This window comes from Haemophilus sp. UMB1048 (genome assembly GCF_030218125.1).
Classification (GTDB): domain Bacteria; phylum Pseudomonadota; class Gammaproteobacteria; order Enterobacterales; family Pasteurellaceae; genus Haemophilus_D.
In genome coordinates this window covers 178,787-199,352 of the sequence record NZ_JASOPB010000004.1, presented here as the reverse complement: position 1 = coordinate 199,352, position 20,566 = coordinate 178,787, and the positions used below count along the sequence as shown (strand labels likewise).

The window sequence follows — 20,566 nt, the reverse complement described above, 5'->3', positions numbered from 1 at the left end:
TACTTACAAAAGTTTCGGCTAGTATAACAAAAAAAGGATCAAAATATGCCAACAATTAGCGTTGCCATGATTGTCAAAAATGAAGCTGCAGATCTTGCTCAATGTCTTGATACGGTAAAAGATTGGGTAGATGAAATCATTATTGTCGATTCAGGCAGTACTGATAACACCCAAGAAATCGCGGAACAATATGGTGCAAAATTTTATTCGCATTCTGATTGGCCTGGTTTTGGCAAACAACGCCAACGCGCACAACAATATGTCACCAGTGATTATGTTTTGTGGTTAGATGCCGATGAACGCGTCACACCGAAACTTCGAGAATCCATTCAACAAGCCGTTCAACAAGATGCGCCAAATACGGTTTATGATATTCCTCGTGTGAGTGAAGTATTTGGACGTGAAATTCGTCATTCAGGTTGGTATCCCGATTATGTAGTGCGTTTATATCGCACAAATTATGCTGGATATAATGATTCACTCGTACATGAAAAAGTGGTTTATCCTGAAAACACGAAAGTACAGAAATTAACTGGAGATCTAGAGCATTTCACCTATAAAAGCATTCATCACTATCTGGTGAAATCTGCGGGCTACGCCAAAGCCTGGGCAGATCAACGCCAAGCCAAAGGTAAAAAAGCGACCTTATGGCAAGGTGTCAGTCATGCCATCGGGTGCTTTGTCAAAATGTACATTTTAAAAGCCGGTTTCTTAGATGGAAAACAAGGTTTTCTACTTGCGGTACTTTCGGCCCACTCCACCTTTGTGAAGTATGCTGATTTGTGGGAAAGAGAGCAGAAATAAATTATTTCAAATATTATCGATAATAAAAAAGTTGGATTCCTTTGAAATCCAACTTTTTTACATTTAGAAACTTTTACCCACTTCGATAAAGACTTGGTTTTTATCGTATGAATAAATCGCCATATTACTTTTCGTTTTACTATACGACCAGGTTACTTTTGGAGTAAAACCAGCATAGTGGAATTGTTTATGCCAAAGAGAAACAGAAGCACTATATTCGTTATTGCGCTGTTTCATACCTATAAACGATTGTTCAAGATAATGACGTTTTGCATAACCAAGTGTTGTGCTTGTTGTAATACCGAGTGGCCACTCTTGTCCCCAAGTTAAACGGGTACCAATTCGATTGTAAGCATTTGATCTGTCAGCCGCATATTTCTTTGTTAAATCTAATGAAATTGACCAGAATTGGGTTGAGCTAGGAATAAACATTAGTGAATTTGTTAAAGAGTGCACTGCGCCATTATAATTTCGTTTATCGATCTCTTTTCTATAACGTTCATAACCAAAGTTATAAAGTGCTGAATATTTAAAGTTTTGGTTTAACCAATATCCCATTGATAAACTTGCGCCATAAGTATCAGTGTATTGTTTTAAGCTATCTCCGCCATTTAAACCACCACCATACCAACGCTTGTTAATATAGGGTGTCACTTGCACATTAAAACGTGCATCAGAATAACCGTATCCTAAGCCAATATGTCCGATTAAATCATTATATTTTTTATTATCCCAGTAATATCTGGAACTCATACTGCTATCAAAAGCAACGTATTTTCCGTTAGATAAACTCCAACGTTTATCCGCACCAACAGACAAACCAAGACCTTGACCTGTTTGACGAGGGGTATTATAGGTTACCTCGCCACTACCAACGGCCATCTTAGTCCCTTGTTTCGCAGAGTTTGCTAGGTTTTTATCATTTAAAAAAGTTGTTGAAAAAGAGAAATTCCAGTTTTCTTTGCTATCAATGACTTCAATAAATTTATCAAATACTGCAACATCTTGAGAGTTTTGAGTTGAAGCACGAAGTCTTTCAAACTGTGTTTTTGCTGCTTCGTATTCTTGATTATAGAACAAAGTTTCAGCAAGTTGATAGCGGATAAAATTATTTTCAGGGAAATCAGAAATAAGTTTACGGTATGAAGCAACGGATTTATTCAAATCCTCTTCTCTTTCAAGAATAGCCTTCGCCCAATCAATTAAAGAGCGATCTGCATTAGGAACAGATTCATAAATTTGGATATAAACAGGAAGAACCGCTTTATTTGGATTAACCAGCGCTTCTAAAAATAAACGTTCTAACAGGGCTGGATTTTCAGCTAACTGCTTTCCAGTAAATCTAGCAACACTATTACCTTGATTTTCTTGCGCCATCGCACTTTGCTCAGATAAACGCTGTTTTCTCAGCAAGTCTTCCTTTAGATTTTTTTGATTAATATTTGGCATGCTCGCTTCATTTTGCAATGGGTCTCTTTCCTGTACGGGAGCGGAAGAAGTTTGAGCATAAGTCGGTAATGCAATACTTGCAAGAGTGAGTAATAATGTTGATTTTTTCATAAGTCCTCAACGATAGAAAAAAACAGCCCATTTTCATGGGCTGTCTGAATATTAAATATAACTCAAAAAATTATTTTGCGTTATTTGCATCTGTACTTTCACCCCAAGCTGGAACTGGAGCTGGAGTAACTACAGGTGGAGCAACAAATGGAGTATTTTGTACTTTAGCACCGAATGATGCACCCCAGTTGTTCGAAGTGTCATTACTTGAAATCACACCACCTAACTCTTGTGCTTGTGCACCGTATAAGCTAGCTTTTAACACACCTTCATCACCGTTGTGTTTAGTTGCGCTACCAGAAATGCTACCGTTGTTAGCTAAGGTACCATTAAATTTAGCTAACTCAACATTGTGCTCTTTAACTTGTTGTTGAGTATTAGTTTCTGTCCATACATTGTATAGGTTACCAGTTACATTTTTGCTTGCTAAATCAATGTCAGCTGCAACGTGGGTACCACTTACTAATGCGTATTCCGCACCTAAAGCATTTGGAAGACCTGATTTATCTTCATAGTCTTTTTCTAGGTTGTAAGTAACTGCGTGACCTTGGTAGTGTAATTTACCAGCTGCTGCTTCAGAACCGAAGTAAACATTTTTAAGATCGCTTGCTAAAGTTGCGCTGTATGGAGTGTTGTTTACACCACGGTAGAAGTAGTTATCTTCTGTACCGTCTTGACCATGTAGACCATAGCTAGCTACTTTTGTACCGTATTGAGCTACATCTTTACCATCTTTAAGATCTGCTTCTTGTACTGCGTGTAATTTAGAGGTTACACGACCGTATTGAACATAGTTCAATTTAGAACCTGCGGTATATTTACCATCAGCATCTTTTGCTGTGAATGGTGCATTCGCTAATACAGTATCACCATCTGCGATATTTTTCTCTTCAGAGTTACCTGCAACGAAAGTTCTGTGACCATACACTTCAGCTACAGAAGAGCGTAAACGCTCATCCGTACGAGCATCTTTAGTATCAACTACATTTTTACCTTCAGCTTTATGAGTATAGTTTAAACGATTCTCTTCGTAAACATATGCTTTACCATCTGTATCGTTTTCACCCATAGACGCTGTTTTAGTTGCTGATTCACCATCTACACGACCACGACTTGTATCTTTTGTAGTACCATTCATGTAGATGTGTTTTAAAACGTGCTCACCAGATGTGTTAGCATCATTACCACGGAAGTCAAAATCTTCTAAGTAAGCTTGTTTTGCTTGAGTGTTTACAGAACCATCAGCGTTTAATGGAACCGCTACAACGATAGTATCTAAGCTTGGGTGTAATTCAACTGTCATGTTAGTTGGAGCAACAGAAGATTTGCTGTTAGTTTCTACACCTTCACCAACGTTTAAGTTAGATTGAGCTTTCTTAACAAATTTAGCACCAACATCAATTGTTTTTGCAACTGCTGCTTCTGCCGCCGCTGCTGCTTTTTCTGCTGCTGCTTTTTCTGCTGCTGCTTTTTCTGCTGCTGCTTTTTCTGCTGCTGCTTGTTGAGCTGCTTGTTGAGCTGCTTGTTGAGCTGCTTGTTGTTTAGCTGCTTCTTCAGCTGCAGCGTTGTTGCTACCACCGCTAGAACCACATGCAGCTAATACTGCCGCACACGCTACTGTTAAACTAAATTTAATGAATTTGTTGTTTTTCATAATGTATGTAACCTTATAAAATTGGTTAGCCAATAGACTTATGCTATTACACGCTTGTGTTATAGCACCTTTTGTATACAAAAGGCTAATAAAAGCCTTTCTGGGCGAATTCTAGCAAAAGGAAAATAACGTTGCAACCTTGAAATGTCATATTCTTACCCCTTTTATCAACATTTAAGGTAAAATTTTTGTAAATTTACGTAAATTTCTTTAAGTTTACATATAACAATATATCAACACTTCTTCTATATATTATTACCTCGGCACGCCTCTCAATAAAGGGATTGGCTCAAACGGCGCAACCGAGGTTGGCGCAGGAATATCATTAAAAATTAAGATAAATGGTTTAGGTGGCAAGATTTTTTCATTTCGCCACAAGCTTCCCATACCGACTAATTGAATATCATCGGGTAAATTTTTTATTCCTGATTTTAATACGGTTACTGTATTTGGACGAGGGTGGCCAATAGCAATGGCTGTGCCATGTTTACGTGCATATTGAATCGCACTTTGAAATTGACGTTGAACATCCGCCAAATTATCACTGTCATCTAAAAACACATGGCGTTCTAATACACGTACGCCTTGTTCTTTTGCTATTTTTCCCGCAACTGATTTTCCAATGGTACGACTATCTAAAAAGAATAAATGCTGCTCGCGAAGTGCGGTCATTAAATAAGTCATTAATATGGCATCGGCCGTGGCTGCACTGCCCATATGATTATTCATGCCGATGGCATTTGGCACAATAGATTTAGCTTTTTTTACTCGCTCATTCACTTGCGCTTCGGACAAGCCTAAAGTCAAACCACCTTCCTCAATTTTAATATTGCTGACCGGTTGCATCGGCATATGAATAAGAATATCGTGATTTTGCGCTTTCGCTTGCTGATTACGGATTTTAGCATAGGGTGCAGCAGGAATGATGGCGACAGAGATTTCCTTTGGCATAGCCAAAATTTCCGCATCTTCTTTTGGATGATAGCCAATGTCATCAATCACAATAGCCAGTTTGCCTTGTGCAAAACTAAAAGCAGAGAAAAGTGCGGTTGAAAAAATAATCGTATTTTTGACCGCACTTTGAAAGAATGTTGCCATTATTTAATCCACCCAGCTGGATTCACAGGTACCCCTTTACGGCTGATACCAAAGTAAAGCGCTGGTTTAGAGAGTTCACCTGTATTCCCCACTTGTGCAATGGTTTGTCCCGCAGACACCAGCTGACCTTGTTTCACAAATACCGCTTGGTTGAAACCATACAGACTCAAGTCACTGTCGCCGTGCTTCACAATTACCATATAACCATAGCCATTAAGATGACCCGCTAAAATGACACGACCACTTGCAATGGCTTTTACCGCTGTACCCGTTGGTGCGCCGATAACCATACCTTTCCAGCGCACTTCGCCTGCTTGGATTGAACCAAAGGAATGCAATATCGGACCGGAAACAGGGCGACTGTATTGACGAGCTGCGGTACCTAAACCACTGGTGCTGTTAATCAACTTACGCTCTTGATCTGTTGGTTGATAAGGTTTTGATGTCCGTTTTTCTTCCGCTTGTTTTTTCTGCGCAAGGGCTTCACGCTCACGTTGTTCTTGTTGGCGAGCGGCTTGTTCTGCACGTTGAATTTCTTGGCGAAGGGCATTTTCATTCGCTTTCAACGTTTCCAGCTTATTCTGATCTTTCGTTAAGTTTTTGTTGAGTTCATTTAACGTAGATTGGCGTTTTTGTTGCGCTTTTTGTAATTCTTGCTGCTGTTTCTTTTGTGTAGAAAGTTGATCGCGATGATTTTTTTGTTGCCCTGAAATCGCCTCGCGCTGTTTCGCTAAACTCTCTTGTGTCGCTTTCAGATTGTTAATCATATCAATGCGAACTTGATTTAAGTGCTGATAATACACTTTCATGCGTTCCGCTTTTTTGGCATCTTCTGAAAGCATTCTTTCCAAGGTAGAAGGATTTACACCTGAACGATAGATGGCATCTACTTGCTTTGCGAGCTTCGCTTTTTGCACACGCTCTTGCTTTTCTAATTGCTTGATTTGCTTTTCGGTTTCCGCCATTTGCTTGCGGATTTCTTTTAAGCTTAATTCTGTTTCACGTAATTCACCGACAACGCTATTAATTTTGCTTTCTTGATCTTTAAGACTGGCTTGGAGTTTGGCTTGTGTGCGTTTTTGCTCGGCGATCTTCGATTCTTGTTGTTTAATTTGTTTTTGAATTTGATTGAGATCGTTGCCTTGCGCGAAAGATGAAAAGCCAAGCAGACCACAAGCCAAAAGCGCGGTCAGTTTTGATAAGATTTTTTTTCTACGATTGCTTTGCTGCATACATCTAAACTTGAGAGAAATTAAGGGACAAATAAAACTTAAATACTAGCATTATTTTTGAGTGGCTAAAAGTTTACAGGCGATTTTTTGCGAAAGATCAGTAAATGCCGCCTTTTTACTTTTAAACATAACGATTTTTTGCTATAACAGAGCCATTCATTTTTTTATTAATACTTAGGAGATCCTTATGGAATTAGTATTCATTCGTCACGGTTTCAGTGAGTGGAACGCAAAAAATTTATTCACCGGTTGGCGTGATGTGAATTTAACCGAGCGCGGTGTAGAAGAAGCAAAAGCAGCGGGTAAAAAATTGTTCGAGAAAGGCTATGAATTTGATATTGCCTTCACTTCTGTTTTAACTCGTGCAATCAAAACCTGTAACATCGTGTTAGAAGAATCTCACCAATTATGGATTCCTCAAGTGAAAAACTGGCGTTTAAATGAGCGTCACTACGGTGCATTACAAGGCTTAGATAAAAAAGCAACCGCAGAACAATACGGTGACGAACAAGTTCATATCTGGCGCCGTTCTTATGACATTTCTCCTCCAGATTTAGACCCGAAAGATCCAAACTCTGCCCATAACGACCGTCGTTATGCGAACATTCCATCTGATGTGGTACCAAACGCAGAAAACTTAAAATTAACCTTAGAACGCGCATTACCATTCTGGGAAGATCAAATTGCACCAGCAATGCTTTCTGGTAAACGTGTTTTAGTGGTGGCGCACGGTAACTCACTTCGTGCATTAGCAAAACACATCATCGGTATTTCTGATGCGGAAATCATGGATTTTGAAATCCCAACTGGCCAACCATTAGTGTTAAAACTTGACGATAAATTAAACTACGTAGAACACTACTATCTTTAATTTATAAATGATTTCAAAGTGCGGTTAATTTTGACCGCACTTTTTGTTTAAGGAGAATAACGGATGAAAAAATTACTCGCGGTGATTTTTGCCTTGTTACCTGTTTTGGCCTTTGCAGCATCGCCAAATCATACGGCAAAATCAACTCAAACCAAGTCAGTGAAAACGGCAGTTAAAAAAGTGGAAGCCAAGAAAGCCACTACGCCTAAAACCGTAGCTAAAACAGCGAAAAAGAAAGCAGATGCAAAAAAAGCAGAAGCGAAAAAGCCAGCTAAAATTGTCGAAGCGAAAAAAGCGGTAACGAAAAAAGAAAAAATAAAAAATAAAACGACAAATAAAGCCGACAAAACAGAGCCGACAAAAACGAAAGGCAAACAGCCAGTAGAAAAAACTAAGCAAACTGCAGTAAAAGACAAAAAGACGGTAGCGAAAAGCAAACAAAGTGCCGTTAAAGAATCAGCTAAACCTGAAAAAGTGATTGCTAAAAAAACACCAGCGGTTAAAACCGAAGTGAAGAAATCGGAACCAAAATCCGTTGAAAAAGTGACTGAAAAGAAAGTAGATACTGTCGCACAAAAAACAGCGAGTATGGTGACAAAATCCGTCGTCGTACCAAGATGTAATGATTCAAAAGTCTTTGCGGTATTATCTGATGCCTTTAAAAAACAAGGTGCCGCCACTAACACCCAAATGACAGTGAAACAAATCACGCAAGCCCGTGAAACGCAATCTTATCCACAACAAGGCATTCGCAGCTGTAATGCGATAGTGGAAACCAACGGCGTTAAATATGTTACCGATTACAGCATTATCTTGAATGATAAAGGCTTTTTCGTGCAAGTTGAAAACGCACAACCTGCTCAACGTTTCTAATCTTAACGTGCGTTATTTAAATGAAGTTGTTTGAATAACGCACGCATTTCTTCTTCATTCAAACGGTGATATTCACCATTACCTAACCCATCAAGCGTTAAATGGCTAATTTGATAACGGATGAGACGTAATGTCGGAAAGCCGATATGTGCTGTCATTCGACGCACTTGTCGATTACGCCCTTCACTAATTTTGATTTCCAACCAGCTCGTTGGAATACTTTGACGTTCACGAATAGGTGGATTGCGAGGCCAGAGAAAATCTGGTTCAGAAATCAACCGCACTTTTGCCGGCTTCGTCATTCCATCTTTCAATTCAACACCTTGACGAAGCTTGTCTAAATCAGCCTCTTCAGGAATACCTTCCACTTGCACAAAATACGTTTTTTCTGTTTTAAACTTTGGATCTGCCAAACGATGTTGGACTTCACCATTATTTGTTAAAATCAGCAGCCCTTCGCTATCACGATCCAATCGTCCTGCCGCATACACATTCGGAATATTAATAAAATCTTTTAACGTAGATCGGCCATTTTCATCGGTGAATTGTGTTAGCACATCAAAAGGTTTGTTAAATAAAACAACGATTGTTTGTTCTAGTGTGAGTAGCTTCGCTTTAGGCTTAAATGAACGAGTAGGTTTTGCCGTTCGTTTGGTTGTAAATGAGCGAGAAGGGAAAGATTTCGACATATTATTTATTTAGTAAAAAGAGAAAAAAGGGCGGATTTTACTCCGCCCTTTTATATTACCATTGATAGCGATAAACCGCTTGAATTGCATAAGGTTTATCGAAGTTTTTACCGTCAGCACGGCTTACTTCTAAACCAAAACGATGATTTGCAAATCCAGCATTTAAACCGACCGCACTTTCAAAACGTCCACGGCTGCTTGCGACATCAAGCGCGCTGTTTGTGTAATGAATTTTGCTACTACGGTTTTTGCTAGTAATCGCATTTACTTCTGCATAAGGTTGTAAATTCCAACCATTACTTAATGCAAAGCCTTTGGCTACACGTAAACCAATTCGAGAATAAACAGAAGATAAGCTATCTTCATTCCCTTGTGATGAAATATGTGTCCACGCTATTTGTGCTTGCGGAGTAATTGTCCAATCGTTCGCAAGGCTAAAGCGTTTGCCTAATTCACTCGAAATAGTATAAGCGTTGTAATGGCGTTTTTCAGTGTGATTTGAGTTAGCGTGTAAACGGCTGTATTTCACGATGTTATCTACATAAATACCGTTATCTGCAAGGTAAGCTGCATATAAGCCCACGCTATTGTTTCTTACTTTGCCATCACCGTAATGACCATTAAAATCAACGTTAGCTTGGCTGCGGCCAACAAATCCACCAACACGGAGGTTATCAGTTACAGCAGCATCAGCGCCCACTTGTAAGCTATGTACGTTTTGTTTAAAGCCAGAAGTTTCACTCTCACCAGTAGAAAGTGCGGCTAATTTTTGTCGAGAATTCACATTACGAACCCACACATTGCCTTTTTCACCATTTTTCACTTCACCTAGACGTTGATGGATGCCACTTAAATCATCTTCCACTAAAAGCAATTGTGCTTGACGAAGAGAAACTTGTGCATTTGCTAAGTCTGAAAGTAACGGTGCGCTTGGTAGAACTGCAGGTGGTACTACTGGATTACTTGGGGTTACTACTGGGGTGCTAGGCGTTACCGCAGGTTTGCTTGGAGTCACCACTTGTTTGCTTGGTGTAACTGGTGCAACAGGTGGAGTTGGGGTGACTTCATTTTTAGAGTTCGCTAATACCCAATTATTTCCTTCTTTTGTTAGGAAATATTGGTAAGCCCCTAAATCTACACGATTATTCGGATTCGTTAAGCTAAATGCAGCATTACCGCCATTGGTTTCGACAAGTGTCACTTTTCCGTTAGCAATATTTGCACCTTGGTTGGTTACACCAATTTTATGATTACCTTCAGCAGTGCCTTTAACAACGATTTTATCGTTTTTGTTCTCAGCGATATTCGTGTTTAGATTGAATGTGCCTGAGCCAGTGAGATTACCACGAACAATGATACCTTGGTAGTTATCATTGGCTAGATTTACTACGCCATTATTAAGAGCCAAATTAGTTAAGCTTGTTGTTTGAACCACGCCATCTTCATCAGTGAAAGCTTTAGTTGTCCAATTGCTATTATTTAAGTTTAAGTTGAGCACGCTATTGCGGTCGGTAGTAGTAACTCCAGAAACAGTAGAATTATTAAAGGTTAGTTGGATATTTTCTGTAATGCTCTCTGTATTATTAAATTTAACATTTTCACCACTAGCAAGCATACCTCCATTTATTGTTGAGTTATTAAAGGTCGCAGAGAAGTGACTGTTGATAACTTCGCCAACCCCAGATCTTAAAGTAATGATTCCACCTTGAGGAATTGAAACATTGGAATTATTAACGATCAATTCTGGCCGAGCTTGATTCTCCGCTTCATATACAAAAATAGAACTATCATTGTTTGATGTTACATTCACATTGTTTAATGTTAATTTACTCTTCTGATTCAGAGCAAATGCCTCTAATATGGAGTCTTGGTTGTTATCACCCATCAAGACTTTTGAGTTATGCATGGTTACCGTTGAATTATTTAACTCAAATAAATAACCATTAGCATCTGCATTGTTAGGATTAGTAATACTATAGGTTCCACCATTGATTTCAGTTGTGGAATTAGTGATATTCATTACCGCAAAAGAATGATGTCTATTTGCTGGAATAGATAGTGAAGCATTAACATTATTTAATTGTCCGCTTGAGTTTGTCATTGTTACTGCGGATAGAAAACCCCATTCAGGATCATTTGTTGGACTGGTTGGATTAATCGAACATTGATTCAACACACCCCCACTTTGTCCAGTAATTGTCACGCCACTACTATTACAAGCCACATCGGCTGCTAGCGCTGAATTTACCAATCCAAGAGCTGCAGCCATTAAACTCACTTTAAAAGTGCGGTTAAAAATTTTGTTGTTTTTCATATTAATTCCTTTGGATTATAAAAAAAGCCAACTTATTGAATAAGCTGGCTTAAATTTTAACGATTTAATGATTAACCTGCAACAGCGATACGTTTCATATCTGTCATGTAACCACGTAACTCTTGACCGATTAATTCAACCGGGTGGTTACGGATTGCATCGTTTACATCGCGTAAAGTGATGTTGTCGATAGCAACTGCTGGTGTTGGTTCACCTAAGTCACCTTTTTGTAAGGTTGGAATGATTTCTTTAGCAAGAATAGGGGTCGCAACGTTAGAGAATAAGTAGTTACCGTATTCTGCAGTATCAGAAATTACTACGTTCATTTCGTATAAACGTTTACGCGCGATAGTGTTAGCAATTAACGGTAATTCGTGAAGTGATTCATAGTAAGCTGATTCTTCATAGATACCGCTTGCCACCATTGCATCAAAGGCTAATTCAACACCTGCTTTCACCATCGCTACCATTAATACACCGTTATCAAAGTATTCTTGTTCAGAGATTTTGATACCGTCTGCTTTTGGTGCATTTTCAAAGGCAGTTTTGCCAGTTGCTTCACGCCATGCGAATAAGTCTTTATCACCGTTCGCCCAGTCAGCCATCATAGTTGCTGAGAAGTGACCGCTGATGATGTCATCCATGTGTTTGTAATATAAGAAACCAAGGCTTTCTTTGATTTGTTCCGCAAGTTCAAATGCACGTAATTTTGCGCTGTTTGATAAGCGATCCATCATTAATGTGATACCGCCCTGTTTTAAGGCTTCGGTAATGGTTTCCCAACCGTATTGGATCAATTTACCTGCGTATGCTGGATCTTTACCATCAGCAACAAGTTTGTCGTAACATACGATTGAACCTGCTTGTAACATACCGCAAAGAATGGTTTGTTCACCCATTAAGTCAGATTTTACTTCTGCGACAAATGAAGATTCTAATACGCCTGCACGGTCACCACCGGTTGCAGCTGCCCATGCTTTCGCAATTGCCATACCTTCACCACGTGGGTCATTTGCAGGGTGAACCGCGATTAATGTTGGTACACCGAAACCACGTTTGTATTCTTCACGTACTTCAGTACCCGGGCATTTAGGTGCAGTCATTACCACAGTGATGTCTTCACGGATTTGCTCACCCACTTCAACAATGTTGAAACCGTGTGAGTAACCGAATGCAGAATCTTTTTTCATTAATGGCATCACATCAGCCACCACTTTAGAGTGTTGTTTGTCTGGTGTTAAGTTGATCACTAAGTCTGCTGTTGGAATTAATTCTTGATAAGTGCCCACTTTAAAGCCGTTTTCTGTTGCACGTTGGAATGATGCACGTTTTTCTGCAATGGCTTCTGGACGTAATGCATAAGCGATGTCTAAGCCAGAATCACGCATATTTAAACCTTGGTTTAAACCTTGTGCGCCACAACCTACGATAACGATTTTTTTGCCTTTTAAGTAGTTGCAACCGTCAGCAAATTCGCTGCGATCCATAAAACGACAACGACCTAATTGATCTAATTTTTCGCGTAAATTTAATGTGTTGAAATAGTTAGCCATTTTTCATCCTTAATATGATGTTGATTAATGTGTATGAGGTTGTGTTTGAATATAGTTTTTTGTTGTGTCATGGATTATAAGATTTTTATTTATTGCGTAAAGTGATATTATTGACACTTAGTGTTGCATTTTTTGCAACGATATTTGCATTTTAGTAATACATATGAACTTTCAAGACCTTCAAATATTTCTTCATCTTGCGGACACACAAAATTTTGCAAAAACCGCTACGCAAAATCATATGTCGCCGTCCACACTTTCTCGTCAAATTCAACGAATGGAAGAAGAGTTAGAGCAGCCTTTATTTATTCGTGATAATCGACAAGTGCGTTTAACCGAACAAGGTGAGAAATTTTTGCAATTTGCGAAAACGGAATGGCAAAACTGGCAACAGTTTAAGCGCCAACTTCGGGATAATTCAGCAGAATTAAGTGGAGAGTTACGTTTATTTTGTTCGGTAACGGCTTCATATAGCCACTTGCCACAGGTGTTAGCCAAGTTTCGTACGCGTTATCCGAAAGTTGAAATTCAACTGACAACTGGTGACCCTGCTTCAGCGGTGCAACTCATCCAATCAGAGCAAGTGGATCTCGCTTTGGCGGGAAAACCTAACAATCTACCGACAGGATTGGAATTTTATAAGATTGATGATATTTCCCTTTCATTAATTGCGCCTCGAGTAGCTTGTTTAGCCACACAATTACTACAGGAAGACCCCATCAATTGGCAGCAAATGCCTTTCATTTTGCCGTTAGATGGAATGGCACGCCAGCGTATTGAACAATGGCTACGTAGCAAACACATTAAACATCCGAAAATCTATGCCACCGTAGCAGGACACGAAGGGATCGTGCCGATGGTAGCGCTCGGTTTTGGATTGGCTATGCTACCCGATGCAGTAATTGATAATAGTCCAATGGCAAAAGAAGTTTCCCGTTTAAATTTGGATAATCCGGTAGAAGCATTTGATTTGGGCGTTTGTGTGCAAAAAAGAAATTTGGCAACCCCCTTAATTCGTGCATTTTGGGAGATGTTAGACTAGAATAATAAGTAGAATTAACCTAAGGATTATTATGTTAAGAGGCGTACTCATTTCACTTTTAGCCTCATTTTTATTTGGCTATATGTATTATTTTTCCACGCTGCTGAAACCACTTAGCGGCACGGATATTTTCGGCTATCGAATGATTTTTACATTCCCTTTCGTCGCCCTTTCCGTCATCATGTTTAAGCAGAAACAGGCATTAGTGGAACATATAAAACGCATCAAAAAACAACCGCTCTTTGCCCTTTCCTATATCACTTGTGGCGCATTAATGGGTTATCAAATGTGGCTCTTTTTGTGGGCACCCAATAATGGCAGCTCCCTAAGTGTTTCTTTCGGTTATTTATTGTTGCCAATTGTGATGGTGGCCGCAGGGCGGATCATTTTTAAAGAACGAATTTCAACATTGAAATTCATTGCTGTGTTAATTGCAGCAGTGGGGGTGATTTCTAACATCATTTTAAAAGGCGAATTATCTTGGGAAGCCATTGTTATCTGTGTGGGTTACACCACCTATTTCTCCATACGAAAAGCCTTAAAAAATACCGATCTTGGTGCCTTTTGCTTAGAAATGATCTCATTATTACCAGTTAGCATTTACTTTGCCCTTCAAACTGATTTTGCCACCGTGCAGGAATCGAATCCTAATATTTGGGGATTATTGGTATTACTCGGGCTTATTAGTGGTGCTGCATTAATTGCTTATGTTATTGCCAGCAATATGCTGCCGATGAATTTGCTTGGCCTTTTAGGTTATGTGGAAACCATTTTGATGGTGATTATTTCATTTTTAATTGGAGAGGAAATGGATGCGGACAGCTATCCGTTATTCATTTGTTTAGTATTGGCGATGAGCCTGATTATTTTTGATGGCGTGTATAAACAGCGCGCAAAGGGAACAAACCATGTCGTTTAAAGAAATTAGTCCAGAACAAGCTTGGGAAATGGTGCAAAATGGCGCCATGCTTGCTGATATTCGGGATCCACAACGTTTCACCTATTCCCATGCGAAAGGGGCGTTTCATTTAACTAACCAAAGCTTTTTACAATTTGAAGAATTGGTGGATTTCGACTCCCCGATTATCGTGAGTTGTTATCATGGCGTGAGTAGCCGAAATGTAGCGACTTTCCTCGTTGAGCAAGGCTATGAAAATGTGTTTAGCGTCATTGGTGGATTTGATGGTTGGGTAAAAGCTGGTTTACCGATAGAAACGGCTTATTAATATTTTTTTGATTTAAAGTGCGGTGAAATTTACCGCACTTTTCTTTTTGTCTCGCTATTGCTTATCCACAATCGCTTTCAACATCGTGTAAGATTGGGCTTGTTTTTGCTCATCAAAAATATAGCTCACTGCCATAATTTCATCAAAATGTACCCGTTCGCGTAATTGCTTGAGTTGAAAATCCACGCTTTCAGGGCTACCGATAAGCGAACAAGCAGTCATTTGTTCCACTACGGCTCGCTCTTGGTTGTAAATCGAGATTTCCTCGAAATCGACTGGGCCAAAGTGCGGTTTCTTTTGAGCGTGCATTTGAGCTTTCCAAACATCTTCCTCTGATGCCAAAGGCGGTTGTAAATTTTGTTGCGCGTTAGTGACCACATTTAAGAAAAATAGTGTTTGTGTCGTCGCCAGTTGTCTCGCTTCATTATCGGTTTCAGCGACAATCGCGTTCACACCTAAGATGACATAAGGCTCAGCAAGATAGGTCGATGGTTTGAAGTTTTTGCGATAAATCTCCACTGCCATTTCCATCATGCGTGGCGCAAAGTGTGAAGCAAAGGCATAAGGTAAGCCAAGCTCTGCCGCAAGATAGGCACTTTCAGTGCTAGATCCTAAAATATAAAACGGTATATTCAAGCCTGCGGAAGGGTAAGCTGAAACAGGATTGCTATTTTTAAAGTAACCTCGAAGTTCCGCGATTTCCGCAGGGAAATCCAGACTGTTTCGTCCACGCCGAAGTGCTGCAGCCGTTTGCATATCAGTTCCTGGCGCACGGCCTAAACCGAGTTCAACACGGTTTGGATAAAGTGTCTCCAGTGTGCCATATTGCTCGGCCACCACATAAGGCGAATGATTCGGTAACATCACGCCACCTGACCCCACGCGCAAAGTTTTTGTATTGGCTAGCGTATGTTGAATTAAAAGTGCGGTCGCTGAACTCACTAAATTTTTCATATTATGGTGCTCAGCAATCCAATAGCGCTCAATGCCAATATTCTCAGCATGTTTTGCAAGGCTTACCATTGACTCAACGGCTTGTAAATACGTTTGCCCTTCTCGAACAGGGGCGAGATTAAGAATAGAGAGCTTCATTTTATTTCCTCATGATTGATTTGCTGAGTGTCATTATACGTGTTTTTTCTGGCAGAAATATCGATAAAATTAGAATAGACTGTTCCGAGAAAAGGAAAAATATTGCAAAATAGGCACAAATTCAGATGTATTCGAAAAAATGATTGTATTTAATAATATTTCCCTAAAGCGCGGGCAAACCGAATTGCTCGAAAATGCCACGGCAACCATTAATCCGAAACAAAAAGTCGGCTTGGTGGGGAAAAATGGTTGCGGTAAATCTTCTCTTTTTGCCCTATTAAAAAAAGAATTAACGCCAGAGGGGGGCGAGGTCACTTATCCATCCAACTGGCGGGTATCTTGGGTGAATCAAGAAACGCCGGCATTGGATATTCCCGCCATTGATTATGTGATTCAAGGGGATCGCGAATATTGCCGTTTGCAGCGGGAACTTGAACAAGCAAATGAACGTAATGACGGTCATGCGATTGCGCGTATTCACGGGCTATTAGAAACCTTGGATGCTTGGACTATTCAATCTCGTGCAGCGTCCTTATTGCATGGTTTAGGGTTTAACCAAGAAGAAATCACTCAGCCTGTGAAATCCTTCTCTGGTGGTTGGCGTATGCGTTTAAATTTGGCGCAAGCTTTGCTTTGTCCATCGGACTTATTATTACTGGATGAGCCGACCAACCATTTGGATTTGGATGCGGTTATTTGGTTAGAACGTTGGTTAGTACAATATCAAGGCACTTTGGTATTAATTTCCCATGACCGTGATTTTCTCGATCCGATTGTGACGAAAATCCTTCATATCGAAAATCAGAAGCTCAACGAATACACGGGTGATTATTCTTCCTTTGAAGTGCAACGGGCAACTAAGCTAGCACAACAAACGGCTATGTATCGTCAGCAACAACAAAAGATCTCTCATTTACAAAAATATATTGACCGCTTTAAAGCCAAAGCAACCAAAGCCAAACAAGCACAAAGCCGCATGAAGGCATTGGAGCGTATGGAACTGATTGCACCGGCTTATGTGGATAATCCCTTTACCTTTGAATTCCGTCCACCGCTATCCTTACCGAATCCTTTAGTGATGATTGAGCAGGCGAGCGCAGGTTATGACAGTGGTGAAAGTGCGGTAGAAATTTTAAGTAAAATTAAACTGAATTTAGTGCCGGGTTCGCGCATCGGTTTGCTCGGGAAAAATGGTGCAGGTAAATCAACCTTAATTAAATTGTTAGCCGGCGAGCTCACAGCCCTTTCTGGTACAGTGCAATTAGCTAAAGGCGTGCAACTCGGTTATTTTGCTCAACATCAGCTTGATACCTTACGTGCAGACGAATCCGCTCTCTGGCACATGCAGAAACTCGCACCAGAGCAAACGGAGCAACAGGTACGGGATTATCTCGGGAGTTTTGCGTTCCATGGCGACAAAGTTAACCAAGCGGTGAAAGCCTTTTCCGGTGGAGAAAAAGCTCGTTTGGTGCTTGCACTGATTGTTTGGCAACGTCCAAACTTATTACTGCTCGACGAACCAACTAACCATTTGGATTTGGATATGCGTCAGGCATTAACTGAAGCGCTAGTGGATTACGAAGGCTCTTTGGTGGTGGTTTCCCATGATCGTCACCTACTACGTAATACCGTGGAAGAATTCTATTTGGTACACGATAAAAAAGTGGAAGAATTCAAAGGCGATTTAGAGGATTATCAAAAATGGCTGAATGAACAAAACAGTGCATCAGAAAATAAATCCTCGGAGAAAAATGACGACAATGAAAATTCCATGCAAAATCGCAAGGAACAAAAACGTCGTGAGGCCGAACTTCGCCAACAAACTGCACCTCTTCGCAAACAAATCTCTCAATTGGAGGAAAAAATGAATAAGCATGCCTCCAAACTTGCGGAGATTGAAAACCAATTGGCTGATTCCGAACTATACAGCGCGGAAAATAAAGAAAAATTGACCGCACTTCTGGCACAGCAAGTAGAGGTGAAGAAAGCATTGGAAGAAGTCGAAATGGATTGGTTAGCGGCCCAGGAAGAATTGGAAGCGATGCTACAAGCATAGGGACAGCGTATGAGTCAAAGTCTTTTCCAACACAAAAAACACGAAGAATACTGCCCACAATGCGGCGCACCTTTGCAAATGAAACAGGGTAAAAAAGGACTGTTTTTAGGTTGTTCGGCATATCCAGCCTGTGATTATTTGCGTCCCTTACATAAGGTGGAACATAAGGTGTTGAAAGAGCTTGATGAAACCTGTCCGCAATGTGGCAACCCACTCCAACTCAAACAAGGTGCCTTTGGTATGTTCATCGGTTGCAGCCATTATCCCGATTGTGATTTTGTGGTGCATGAGCAACAGGATGAAGAGCAATCTATTGACTGCCCGGAATGCCATAAAGGGCATTTAGTTGCTCGCCGTGGACGACAAGGGAAAATCTTTTATGGTTGCGATAACTTTCCCCATTGCAAATTTTCCTTACCAGCAAAACCCTATGCCATCCCTTGTCCACAATGCCATTTTCCACTAGCACTATTAAAAAATGAAAATGCCGAACACCAAGTGTGGCAATGTGCAAATAAAAGCTGTCGACATATTTTTGAGAACGAAAAATGAATGTACAACAAATTGCTACCCATTTAATGCAAGATGAAGTGGTTGCCTATCCTACTGAGGCGGTATTCGGTTTGGGCTGTAATCCGCTGAGTGAAAGTGCGGTCAGAAAATTACTTAATTTAAAACAACGTCCGATTGAAAAAGGTCTCATTTTAGTCTCACCTAGCTTGTATTTTTTACAGCCATTTATCGATTTTTCCCATTTATCAGACGAACAACTTGCGCGCTTACAGGCACAATATGAACATCCGATCACCTGGGTGGTGCCGGCTAAGAAAGAGGTTCCACATTTCCTGACGGGGCAATTTAATAGCATTGCGGTGCGTTTATGTACTCATCCTGCCGTCAAAGCCTTGTGCGAAAAAACAGGCTTTGCCCTCACCTCGACCAGCGCGAACTTAACCGGTCAATCACCTTGTCGCAGCGCAGATGCCGTGCGTTCCCAATTTGGGGCAGATTTTCCCGTACTTGATGAAGCTGTTGGTCAAGCACAAAATCCATCGGAAATTCGCGATTTGCTCACAGACCAACTTTTCAGACAAGGATAAAACATGCAGCACTATGCCGTTTGGGGCAATCCAATTGCTCAAAGTAAATCCCCGTTAATTCATCGCTTATTTGCCACACAAACCCAGCAAACGATGGAATATGTTGCCAAATTAGGTGATCTTGAGGATTTTGAGCAGCAATTACAGGCTTTTTTTGCTGAAGGAGCGCAAGGTTGCAATATCACTGCACCATTTAAAGAACGCGCCTATGCACTCGCTGAGGAACATAGCGAACGGGCGAAACTGGCAGAAGCCTGTAATACATTAAAAAAATTGGCTAACGGCAAACTTTATGCAGACAACACCGATGGCATTGGTTTGGTGACGGATTTACAACGCTTAGGTTGGATTCAGCCTCAACAACGTATTTTGATTTTAGGTGCCGGTGGAGCAACCAAAGGGGTATTACTGCCTTTGTTGGAAGCACAGCAGCAGATTGTCTTGGCTAATCGCACGCTAGAAAAAGGGCAACAACTGGCAGATAAGTTCAAGCCTTACGGCACAATTGAAGCTGTCGCGATGGATGCAATTCCCGCGCAAACCTATGATTTAGTGATCAATGCGACTTCGGCTGGATTAAGTGGGCATACCGCTGCCGTTAACGGCTCTATCTTATCATTGGCTCGCGCTTGTTATGACATGCAATATGCCAAAGGCAGCGACACGCCTTTTATTGCCTACTGTAAATCCTTAGGTCTGAATAATGTCAGCGATGGCTTTGGTATGTTGGTGGCGCAAGCTGCCCATTCATTCCATTTGTGGCGCGGAGTAATGCCTGATTTTGTTGCTATCTATGAACAATTCAAAAAGGATATGGTATGAGTACAAATACGAGATGCCCTTGGGTGGGCAAACTTCCGATTTACATAGACTATCACGATAAGGAATGGGGCAAGCCACAATTTGACAGCCAAAAACTGTTTGAGAAAATCTGTTTAGAAGGACAACAGGCAGGGCTTTCCTGGATTACTGTATTGAAAAAACGTGAAGCCTATCGGGCTGCGTTCCATCAATTTGATCCTGCCAAAATCGCGCAAATGACCGAACAGGATATTGATCGTTGTATGGAAAATACCGGACTTATCCGTCATCGAGCAAAACTGGAAGCCATTGTGAAAAATGCCAAAGCCTATTTAGCCATAGAAAAGTGCGGTGAAAATTTCAGTGATTTTGTGTGGTCGTTCGTAAATCATCAACCAATTATCAATGATGTACCGGATATTTCTGTGGTACCTACCAGAACTGAAACCTCAAAAGCAATGTCAAAAGCGTTGAAAAAGCGTGGTTTTGTCTTTGTTGGCGAAACGATATGCTATGCCTTTATGCAATCGGTGGGGTTAGTCAACGACCATATAAATGGCTGTTGTTGTAAGTGATATTCCAGTATAATCCCCCTAATTTC

At 40.5% G+C, this 20,566-nt stretch carries 18 protein-coding genes and 1 pseudogene; 11 read left to right on the top strand and 8 right to left on the bottom strand.

All coding sequences use genetic code 11. The features are described 5' to 3' along the window. Positions 1-45: 45 nt before the first annotated feature. Entirely contained in the window at positions 46-804 is a 759-nt protein-coding gene (locus tag QP437_RS05315; RefSeq protein WP_285267201.1) for a glycosyltransferase family 2 protein, read from the top strand. A 63-nt stretch (positions 805-867) separates the two neighbouring features. On the opposite strand, the gene QP437_RS05310 is transcribed toward QP437_RS05315, so the two are convergent. From QP437_RS05310 to envC, 4 genes are all read right to left on the bottom strand, one after another. Then, a complete protein-coding gene (locus tag QP437_RS05310; protein ID WP_285267200.1) occupies positions 868-2,364 on the bottom strand; it encodes a porin family protein in 1,497 nt (498 codons plus the stop codon). 70 nt (positions 2,365-2,434) lie between these two features. Beyond that, positions 2,435-4,018 carry a transferrin-binding protein-like solute binding protein gene (locus tag QP437_RS05305; protein WP_285267199.1) on the bottom strand — a complete coding sequence of 528 codons (1,584 nt, stop codon included), beginning with the start codon at positions 4,016-4,018 and terminating at the stop codon, positions 2,435-2,437. A gap of 255 nt (positions 4,019-4,273) precedes the next feature. Beyond that, on the bottom strand, positions 4,274-5,116 hold the full coding sequence (locus QP437_RS05300) for a divergent polysaccharide deacetylase family protein (RefSeq protein WP_285267198.1): 843 nt from the start codon (positions 5,114-5,116) through the stop codon (positions 4,274-4,276). Beyond that, positions 5,116-6,348: a murein hydrolase activator EnvC gene (gene envC / locus QP437_RS05295; protein ID WP_285267197.1), complete on the bottom strand. Its 1,233-nt coding sequence runs from the start codon at positions 6,346-6,348 to the stop codon at positions 5,116-5,118. Before envC ends, QP437_RS05300 begins: the two co-directional genes overlap by 1 nt. A gap of 187 nt (positions 6,349-6,535) precedes the next feature. On the opposite strand from envC, the gene QP437_RS05290 reads away from it, so the two are divergent. Continuing rightward, positions 6,536-7,219: a 2,3-diphosphoglycerate-dependent phosphoglycerate mutase gene (locus tag QP437_RS05290; RefSeq protein WP_005694847.1), complete on the top strand. Its 684-nt coding sequence runs from the start codon at positions 6,536-6,538 to the stop codon at positions 7,217-7,219. A 63-nt stretch (positions 7,220-7,282) separates the two neighbouring features. Then, positions 7,283-8,092 carry a hypothetical protein gene (locus QP437_RS05285; protein ID WP_285267196.1) on the top strand — a complete coding sequence of 270 codons (810 nt, stop codon included), beginning with the start codon at positions 7,283-7,285 and terminating at the stop codon, positions 8,090-8,092. A 2-nt stretch (positions 8,093-8,094) separates the two neighbouring features. Here QP437_RS05285 and QP437_RS05280 read toward each other — a convergent pair. From QP437_RS05280 to ilvC, 3 genes and pseudogenes are all read right to left on the bottom strand, one after another. After that, a pseudogene (locus tag QP437_RS05280) lies at positions 8,095-8,685 on the bottom strand (rRNA large subunit pseudouridine synthase E); the annotation flags it as partial. Between the two features lie 151 nt (positions 8,686-8,836). Further along, positions 8,837-11,095 (bottom strand): autotransporter outer membrane beta-barrel domain-containing protein, encoded by a 2,259-nt coding sequence (locus QP437_RS05275; RefSeq protein WP_285267194.1) that lies wholly within the window; start codon positions 11,093-11,095, stop codon positions 8,837-8,839. A 71-nt stretch (positions 11,096-11,166) separates the two neighbouring features. Continuing rightward, complete coding sequence (gene ilvC, locus QP437_RS05270; protein WP_007242784.1) at positions 11,167-12,648, bottom strand: ketol-acid reductoisomerase; 1,482 nt, start codon at positions 12,646-12,648, stop codon at positions 11,167-11,169. Positions 12,649-12,811: 163 nt separating this feature from the next. Between ilvC and ilvY the strand changes: the two genes are divergently transcribed. The 3 genes from ilvY to glpE are packed head-to-tail and all read left to right on the top strand — an operon-like array spanning position 12,812 to position 14,916. Next, a complete protein-coding gene (gene ilvY / locus QP437_RS05265; RefSeq protein WP_285267193.1) occupies positions 12,812-13,690 on the top strand; it encodes an HTH-type transcriptional activator IlvY in 879 nt (292 codons plus the stop codon). A gap of 31 nt (positions 13,691-13,721) precedes the next feature. Continuing rightward, complete coding sequence (rarD, locus tag QP437_RS05260) at positions 13,722-14,609, top strand: EamA family transporter RarD (protein WP_111315397.1); 888 nt, start codon at positions 13,722-13,724, stop codon at positions 14,607-14,609. Then, positions 14,599-14,916, top strand: coding sequence for a thiosulfate sulfurtransferase GlpE (gene glpE / locus QP437_RS05255; protein WP_005627244.1), 318 nt, complete (start codon positions 14,599-14,601; stop codon positions 14,914-14,916). Before rarD ends, glpE begins: the two co-directional genes overlap by 11 nt. Before the next feature lie 54 nt (positions 14,917-14,970). On the opposite strand, the gene QP437_RS05250 is transcribed toward glpE, so the two are convergent. Beyond that, positions 14,971-16,008 carry an LLM class flavin-dependent oxidoreductase gene (locus tag QP437_RS05250; RefSeq protein ID WP_285267192.1) on the bottom strand — a complete coding sequence of 346 codons (1,038 nt, stop codon included), beginning with the start codon at positions 16,006-16,008 and terminating at the stop codon, positions 14,971-14,973. Between the two features lie 139 nt (positions 16,009-16,147). Here QP437_RS05250 and QP437_RS05245 point away from each other — a divergent pair, with 139 nt between their 5' ends. From QP437_RS05245 to QP437_RS05225, 5 genes are read left to right on the top strand one after another with little or no spacing between them, the layout of a single operon-like run. Then, positions 16,148-18,064: an ABC transporter ATP-binding protein gene (locus tag QP437_RS05245; RefSeq protein ID WP_285267191.1), complete on the top strand. Its 1,917-nt coding sequence runs from the start codon at positions 16,148-16,150 to the stop codon at positions 18,062-18,064. A gap of 9 nt (positions 18,065-18,073) precedes the next feature. Continuing rightward, the gene (locus tag QP437_RS05240) at positions 18,074-18,616 is read left to right on the top strand and encodes a type I DNA topoisomerase (protein WP_285267190.1); all 543 of its coding nucleotides are present in this window, start codon (positions 18,074-18,076) and stop codon (positions 18,614-18,616) included. After that, complete coding sequence (locus tag QP437_RS05235; protein ID WP_285267189.1) at positions 18,613-19,164, top strand: Sua5/YciO/YrdC/YwlC family protein; 552 nt, start codon at positions 18,613-18,615, stop codon at positions 19,162-19,164. Before QP437_RS05240 ends, QP437_RS05235 begins: the two co-directional genes overlap by 4 nt. A gap of 3 nt (positions 19,165-19,167) precedes the next feature. Beyond that, the gene (gene aroE, locus QP437_RS05230) at positions 19,168-19,986 is read left to right on the top strand and encodes a shikimate dehydrogenase (protein ID WP_285267188.1); all 819 of its coding nucleotides are present in this window, start codon (positions 19,168-19,170) and stop codon (positions 19,984-19,986) included. Next, on the top strand, positions 19,983-20,540 hold the full coding sequence (locus QP437_RS05225) for a DNA-3-methyladenine glycosylase I (protein WP_285267187.1): 558 nt from the start codon (positions 19,983-19,985) through the stop codon (positions 20,538-20,540). Before aroE ends, QP437_RS05225 begins: the two co-directional genes overlap by 4 nt. Positions 20,541-20,566 lie beyond the last annotated feature (26 nt).